Consider the following 7,356-nt stretch of genomic DNA (forward strand, 5'->3'; position numbering starts at 1 on the left):
ACCACACTATCCAAAAGTCGCCTCAACTAAGCGACGAAGGCCTCTCCCGGAATGAATGCGTCGAAGGCGCGCCAGAACTGGCTGCGGAACTCGTCGCGCTCCATCAGCAGTTCGTGCTTGGCGCCCGCAATCGTCGCGAGAGCGCCGCTGTTGAGATTTTGCGCGAAGCGTTCGATGGCGGCGTTGGAGACGATCATCTCCTGTCCGCAGCTGAACATCAGAATGGCCGCGCGGATTCTACGCGCATAATCCGGCGATTCGAATCCCCTCATCAGCCGGAAGGCGGCGTTGGTCCAGCCAATCGTCGGATCGCCGATGGCGAGCTGCGGCGCGACCCGGAGAATCGCCGCGTTCCGCTCGAAGCGAACCGGATCCGTCGTCAGCAAATTCCCTTCGAAGGGCTTCTCGATCATGGAGGCGCCTGTCCCGCGCGGAATGTACATGCCGCCGAACCCGCACATGTCGAGCGTATCGGCGAGCCACCGCGTGGCGCGCGGAAAGCGCAAATTGGCGAGATCGATCATCGGGGCGGTCAGCACGAAACGCTGAAACGGCGTTCGTTCGGAATGCGCAGCTTCGAGCATGATGGCGGCGCCCATCGAATGGGCCAGCGCAAACCAGGGCTGCGGCCGATCGCTCAACACTTGCGCGATGAAAACGTCGAGGTCGCGCTGATATTGCGAGAAGTCGTCGATATGGCCTCTGCGCGGGTCGGCGAGTTCGCGCTCCGATCCGCCCTGACCACACCAGTCAAGCGCGACGACGTCGAGGCGGCGCCTGCGCAAATCTTCGATCGTCTCGAAATATTTCTCGATGAATTCATTGTGGCCCTGAAACAGCGCCACCGTGCCGCGCGCCCGCTCGCTGCAGGGAAAAGCGGCGGCGCGCAATCTTCGTCCGTCCCGCGTCTTCAGCGCGTAGGCTAGGGCGCCTTCGGGGACGGGATTGTAGGGCGATGCAACAAGTTCTCGCATAGGGCCTCCTCGGCGCTCGAGGCCGATTCTTCACGCGAAGATAATGCATTTTGGCGACGAGGCCGAACGGGGCGGTTTTTAGTCGGCGCAGAAAGCGGCGAGGCGTTGCGGCTCTTCGAAGTTCAGCCTGCCGCTGACGATGGCGTCGACCCGTCCGGAAGCGCCGACCAGATAGTGGAGCGGCGTGACCACGCCGCCGTCGGCCGTCGCGCCATAGAACGCCCGCGCGCTTTTCGCCTTCGCCACATCGGTTTTGGTTGAATCGCCGACGCGGAAGATTTTCCAGGGCAGGCCGTAGGTCTTGAACTTCGCCGTATCCTTGGCGTAGTCGCTGGCGCGCGCCGAGACGAAGACCATGTTCCAGCGATCCGGGCAGGCGGCGGCGATCGCCTTGAAGCCTTTCATTTCGGCGAGGCAATTCGGACACCAATGCGCCCAAAGGCTCACCAGCGTCGGCCGTCCGTTCGCCATCAGCGCGCGCAAGTCGAGCGGCGCGGCGTTTGCGCCGACGAGATCGATCTCCCGCAGGGAAGCCTTCATTTCGTCCTCGGTGACCGTGCGCGGCGTCGGCGCGCCGATGATCTCGGCGCGCGCCGAGGCGAGCGATGCACAGAGGAAGCCGGTCAGAACAAGAATACGCCGCATCATAAGAGTCCGAAAAAAAGGCGGCGCATCGGCGCGCCGCCTTCCAGATTAGCGCGCGGGCGTCAGAACCTCACGGTCAGGCCCGCGTAGAAGTTACGGCCCATTCCCGGCACCTGACGCACGCTCGCAAGTCCGACATTGCGTCCGAACAGAAACGCGTTGCGCGAATAGTTCGTCAGGTCGAATCCGCCAAGCGGCAGCGAGTAGAGCGCATCGGTGAGATTGTCGACGCCAAGGTCGATCCGCATATTGCTCCACTCATAGGCCGCGCGCAGATTGAGGAGCGCGTAAGCGGGCGTGATGAATTCGCCCTTGTTCGCCGACACGTGATCCTTGGGCGCGACGAGTTGCGTTTCGGCGGCCATGCTCAATCCGCCGATCTGGTGCTCGAGCGCGATGCGCGCATTCGCAGGCATCAAATTCCACAGGCCGTCGCCTTTCTTGATCAGGAAGGACGCGACGGAGCAGAAGCCGTTGCCGGGCAGACAATATTGCGGATTGCCGATGTCGAGATTTCGCCCATAGACGAAACTGACGACGCCGACCGCCTGCAACCTGCCGTATTCCGGCGACTCATGCAGCTTGATCCTGCCTGAGCCGTCGACGCCGTAAAGCTCGGCGTTAAAGTTGCGGAACTGCATGATCTGGAAAATATAAGAATTCGCTACCGGAAACGTATTGAAGGTTCCGCCGGTTCTCCCGCCGTCGATGTAATTCTCGACATAGGTATAGAAGGGCGAAATCCGCGCCTCCCAGTTATTGGCGCCCGACATGTCGCGCCAAGCGCCGGTGATCGCGACATTGTGCGCGACTTCCGGCTTGAGATTGAGATTGCCTGTGTAGCCGTTGCCGTCGCCGAACCAGTTGAACATCGCCGTGAATGCGCCGAACATCGGCCAGGTATAGCGTTCATAGAGATTGGGCGACCGCGTCTTTCGCGAATAGCCGAATTCGTACAGGCTGCCAGGCTCCGGCTCGTAGCGCGCCAGCGCGGTCATATCGAAGTTGACGTCGGTGCGGGCGCGATTTTGCGCATTGAACAGATTGACCGCGATGACGTTCGGATTGGTGAGGGTGAACGGCGTGTAGCTGCGGCCGGGACCGGTATCCATCCAAACGACGTCATTGCGCACGCCGACAAGGCTCGACCATTGCGGGGTCCAGCGGCGCTCCCACTCCGCATAGGTTCCCACGCGATTGCGCTGGCCCCCGTTTATGTTGAGCTGCGCGAATTGCCGCGGCATGGTGGCGAAATTGGGGAAGCCGGTCCAATCGTTCGGCCAGTAGTCCTGAAGCCGGTAGCCGTGGAACTCATTGCCGATGCGGAACGTATCCTGCTCGCTATAGGGAATTTCCGCCCTGACCGAATAGCCGAAGTCGCGGCCGAGCGCGATCATCGGGTGATTGAGCCAGAACCTGTCCTCCAAGAATCCCATCTTGTGGAAGACCTGATGCCAATAGGCGCGCGCCTCCAGCGTGCCCCAGGCGTAAGCGCCCTTGTAATTCGCGTCCAGCGAATAGGAGCGGTTGCGGATCATATCCATGCGCTGGTTCGGAAAGCCCTGATAGGGAATGTTCTGATAAGCGCCCCGGAAGGTGAAGAGGTGCCCCTCGTTCTGGTAGCCGAGCGTGACGGCGTGATTCTCCGAGATGAAGCTCGTGGAGAGAACTTTGTCGCCGTTGCCGCCGGCGTGATAGTCGGTCGCGCGCTGCCAGGAGCCGTTGTAGAGCAGGCTCCAATGGTCATTGGCCATATTGATGTTGGCTGAAACGCCGACGCCATTGTTGTTGCCGCGGAAGAACGCCGAGATCGATCCCGTCGCCAGAACTTCGTTGTTGGGTCCAAATCGCAGCGTGCCAGGGACCGGCAGCGGCAGATATGGAACGGGAGGGTAGGGACTCACGGCGACGATCGGCGAAATCGGCGCGCCGGCCGGGCCGATGACCGCCGGAGCGACGACGGGAGTCGCAAACACCGGCGATATGGGGGTGACCAGAATCGAACCGCCGATCGAATCGCCGCCTTTGGTCACCGACGACACCGCGGTCACCACCTCAACTCGGCCGATCGTGTTCGGATCGGTGTAGCTCAGCGGCGAATTCATGTGATTGGCGCAGGTCGCCGTCGTCTGCACGCCGCCCACCACAATCTTCAGGCGATCGTCGGCGAGGCCACGGATCGCCGGAAGGCCGGAAACGCCGCCGCCCGTCTGGACGCTCACGCCAGGCTGGCGTTCCAGAAGCTTCGCCGTATCCGTTTCCGGCGGCTTCTCCGCAACGATTTCTTTTTGGGTGACCACCGCCTCGTCGCCGGCCTTTTCCAAGGGCGGCGCGGTCGGCGCCGCGCGTGCTGCGCCGACGACGATCTGCGGGAGCGAGACTTGGGCCTCAGCGCTGGCGACCGACGCGAGCATGAGGGCGCAGGCGCTGGCGCCGCGCGAAAGAACGGTGAAAGTCATGGAACAGTTCTCCTGCTCCGCCGGCGAACGGCGGTTGAAACAATGCGTGTTGTTGCTTCGCTAGGAGAGGAGAGGCGGCGCGCGTGACCGCGTTTCGCCCGGACGGCGTCGTTCCCCGGGTTCGAAAGACCAAGCAGTGAAATAAGCGAGGGTGGTTGGCGACGGTTCGGCGCGCGCAACGGGCGGCTTTTCGGGAATGAACGGCGCGGTCGCGATCAGGCAGGCGCGGCAGTGCGCATGCAAGCCGAGCCTTGTCGCGCTGCCTGATCCGCTCCTATCCACGCCATCCGCCGGCGCATGGTCGCTGAAGCAGAGTTGAAGCGTCCCGGGCAAGCCCGCGTGCGGCGCGACCGTCGCTTGCATCAGCGCCGACAGAGCGAACAGCGTCGCAGCAAGAAATGCGCGCAGGCATTTTCTTACGTTTGTCGTCGGAGTCTTGACTGATGTCCTGATGATCATGGCGTCGCTGATTGCTTTTTTGTAACTTACGTGTTGCTTTTTTTGCCGTTTCCTCCCGATTGGGAGGGGACCGGCGGCCATTGGCACATTCCTGTCCCTTGTTGCAGTTGCGCAACACAGAGGCTAAAGTGCAATGAATTGACGCCCTTGAGTTTTCGCTGATTTCTCTAGGGCTCCAGTGCAGTTCGACATTTCGCCGCGCGGCGCGCGCCATCGCAATTACCGGCTTTGCGAAGGTGTGGCGAGAGGTCGCACCGGGTGAAAAGACGATGACTTTGGTAGTTGAGGATGCGCGCGTCGTCTCAGCGATAAAAGCTGCGGGCGCCGACGCGAGATGCTGGCCGGACGCGCTTGACGAGATCGCGCGCGCCTTGAATGCGCGCTTTGCGGCGCTTCTGTTCGAAGACCGTGTTTCGACGCTGTTGGAGCTCAAATATTCGACGCGCGCGGAAAAAGCGTGGATCGTCGAATATCTGCGCAACCATCGCAAACTCGATCCGGTCAAGGCGCGCGTGCTGGCCGAAATCGGCGTCGGTCGAGCGTTTTCCTCGGAAGACTTCGTCACGCTTGAGGCGCTCCATCAAAGCGGCGCCTATCAACGCTGGATGGCGCCCTTCGGACTTGTGGACGTGATTGGCGCCGTCATCCACCGGTCCGAGACGGGCGTTTGCTTGTTCGTGGGGTTGCGAGACGAATCCGCTGGCCTGGCGGACGCACAAGCGAAGGCGCGTCTCGACGCGCTGTTGCCGCAACTTGCCAGCGCGATCGCGCATCACACGCCGGCTTCCGACACATCCGTGCTGGTGGAATTGTTCGAGGAGCTGACGTCGCCCGTGCTCGTGGTCGACCGCAAGATGCGGATCGTGCGCAGAAATCGCAGCGCCGACGACATGCTCGGCGAAGGCGATGCGCTCGCGGTCGTCGGCGATACGCTGATGATGCGCGATCCGCGCGCCAGGGAGGCCCTGGAGCGCGCGCTTGCCGGAAGTGGCGGCGCCGACGCCAACGCCTTCGCGATTATGGTGAAACGCGGAGAGTCGCGTTGCTGCGTGATGCATGTGCTGCCGATGGCGAACGGCCTCTCGGCGCTGTTCCTGCGCCGCCTCGCGCTCAACGCGGACGAGGGCGGAGCGGTCGCCGCGGAACTGTTCGGGCTCACCGCGCGCGAGAGTTCGGTGCTGCTGGCGATCGCGGAAGTTGGTGGGGTCCCAGCCACGGCTCGGGCGCTTGGCCTGAGCGAGGGAACGGTCAAGGGCTATCTCAAAAGCATTTTCCAGAAGACCGGAGCGACGCGCCAGGCGGATCTGGTCAAGCTCGTGCTTGCGCTGGAAACGCCATTTTCGCGGCGGAGCGCCATCTCAGCCGGCCTGAGACTTTCCCGCGCCGCATCGCCGTCGCCTCTTGAACGACGCTTGAGCGCTTCCTAAATCGTGGCCAGCGCGGGCCGTAACGGACGCGCGAAGAGGCGCGGCGCGGTTACGCAAGCGCGCCGCATGTCGCTCAACTGGAGGATATGTCATGCGTCAGTTCGATCTCTCTCCGTTGTATCGTCAGACCGTCGGTTTCGACCGTCTGTTCAACCTGCTCGATCAGGCTGGAGGATTCGAGACCTCACAAACCTACCCGCCCTATAACATCGAGCGCACCGGCGAAAACGCCTATCGCGTGACGCTCGCGGTCGCGGGGTTCTCGCACGACGAATTGTCGGTCGAGACCAAGGAAAACACCCTGTCCATCAAGGGCTCAAAAGAGCCGGCGCAGCCTGCGGACGGCCGCGAAGTCTTGCATCAGGGCATCGCCGCGCGGGCCTTTGAGCGCAGGTTCCAGCTCGCCGACCATGTCGTCGTGACGGGCGCGAGCCTTGTCAATGGCTTGCTGCACGTCGATCTCGTGCGCGAGATTCCGGAGGCGCAGAAGCCTCGCCGCATCGACATCGGCGTGACCGCGCCGTCGGCGACCATCGTCGAGTCGAAAGCCGCGTAAGTTTTACGTCTGACGTGGATGAAAAGGCGCCCTTCTGGGCGCCTTTTTTGTTACCCGCCAGTTGGCCTTGCGGCGCTGTCGGGCGTCTTCGCCGTCGCTGAACCGTTCGGCGTCGAAGCCGGCGGCGCAGATGCGGCAGGAGCCACGACGGTCGTGCCGCTCGAGGCGTGCGGCGGCACGATCGCCCGGCGAGTCGAGGCGCCCGCGGCGCGGATTGCCGCCGCACGCTTGGCGGGCGCGGAAAGGACTCGCGCTGGCGCTGGGGCTGCGGTTTCGGCGGTCTGATCCGCTGGATGCGCCGCGATCGTCGCCGAGCTGTCGGCGCTCTGGTTGGACTCCTTCGTCGCCTGCGCTGTGCTGGACTCCGGCTTGGGCTCGGTCGAAGCATTCACCGCCGGCTTGTCGGCCGCCGGCTGTTGACCGGCCTGGGCCGCAGGCGGAGCCGCTTCCGAATCAGGCTTCTTTTCAGCGACAGGCGCCGGCTTTTCAGCGATGGACGCCGCCTTGGCCGGGCTTTCGGCGGCCGGCTGCGGGTCCTGAGAAGACTTCGCAGGCGCTGCGACGCCGGATCCGTCCGACTTCAGCTCAGCGGGGGCCGAGGCCTCCACTGCTTTGTCAGAGGGGGGCGTGTCCGCAGCCTTCGCCGAATCGATCGAGTTCGACGCCTTCTGCGTCGGGGCTTGCTCGGATTTGGCCTTGGCGCTTTCCATGGGTGGCTCGGGCGCCGGGGCCGGCTGCGCGGCTACCGGCACGGCTTTAGCGTCAACCGGCGTTGAAGCCGCCGATGGCGCGGCGGCGGCAGGAGGCGGGGCAGGCGCTGCCGCGGTCGGCGGTGG

7 protein-coding genes are annotated in these 7,356 nt (G+C 63.5%); 2 read left to right on the plus strand and 5 right to left on the minus strand.

The window, feature by feature from the left end; translation table 11 throughout:
• Positions 1 to 26: 26 nt before the first annotated feature.
• The 4 genes from QZ964_RS04710 to QZ964_RS04725 all read right to left on the minus strand — a co-directional run bounded on the left by QZ964_RS04710 (position 27) and on the right by QZ964_RS04725 (position 4,537).
• Positions 27 to 974, minus strand: a complete 948-nt coding sequence (locus QZ964_RS04710; RefSeq protein ID WP_292529287.1) for an alpha/beta fold hydrolase — start codon at positions 972 to 974, stop codon at positions 27 to 29.
• Between the two features lie 78 nt (positions 975 to 1,052).
• Positions 1,053 to 1,619, minus strand: coding sequence for a TlpA disulfide reductase family protein (locus QZ964_RS04715; RefSeq protein ID WP_292529289.1), 567 nt, complete (start codon positions 1,617 to 1,619; stop codon positions 1,053 to 1,055).
• Positions 1,620 to 1,681: 62 nt separating this feature from the next.
• Positions 1,682 to 4,078, minus strand: coding sequence for a TonB-dependent receptor (locus tag QZ964_RS04720; protein WP_292529291.1), 2,397 nt, complete (start codon positions 4,076 to 4,078; stop codon positions 1,682 to 1,684).
• A 60-nt stretch (positions 4,079 to 4,138) separates the two neighbouring features.
• The gene (locus QZ964_RS04725) at positions 4,139 to 4,537 is read right to left on the minus strand and encodes a DUF2946 family protein (protein ID WP_292529293.1); all 399 of its coding nucleotides are present in this window, start codon (positions 4,535 to 4,537) and stop codon (positions 4,139 to 4,141) included.
• 269 nt (positions 4,538 to 4,806) lie between these two features.
• Here QZ964_RS04725 and QZ964_RS04730 point away from each other — a divergent pair, with 269 nt between their 5' ends.
• On the plus strand, positions 4,807 to 5,964 hold the full coding sequence (locus QZ964_RS04730; RefSeq protein ID WP_292529294.1) for a helix-turn-helix transcriptional regulator: 1,158 nt from the start codon (positions 4,807 to 4,809) through the stop codon (positions 5,962 to 5,964).
• A 91-nt stretch (positions 5,965 to 6,055) separates the two neighbouring features.
• The gene (locus QZ964_RS04735) at positions 6,056 to 6,520 is read left to right on the plus strand and encodes an Hsp20 family protein (protein ID WP_292529296.1); all 465 of its coding nucleotides are present in this window, start codon (positions 6,056 to 6,058) and stop codon (positions 6,518 to 6,520) included.
• Between the two features lie 50 nt (positions 6,521 to 6,570).
• Here the strand turns inward: QZ964_RS04735 and QZ964_RS04740 are convergent, their stop codons facing one another.
• Positions 6,571 to 7,230, minus strand: a complete 660-nt coding sequence (locus tag QZ964_RS04740) for a hypothetical protein (RefSeq protein ID WP_292529299.1) — start codon at positions 7,228 to 7,230, stop codon at positions 6,571 to 6,573.
• Between the last annotated feature and the right edge of the window lie 126 nt (positions 7,231 to 7,356).

Origin of the sequence: Methylocystis sp. (assembly GCF_021731785.1) — a bacterium.
Classification (GTDB): Bacteria; Pseudomonadota; Alphaproteobacteria; order Rhizobiales; family Beijerinckiaceae; genus Methylocystis.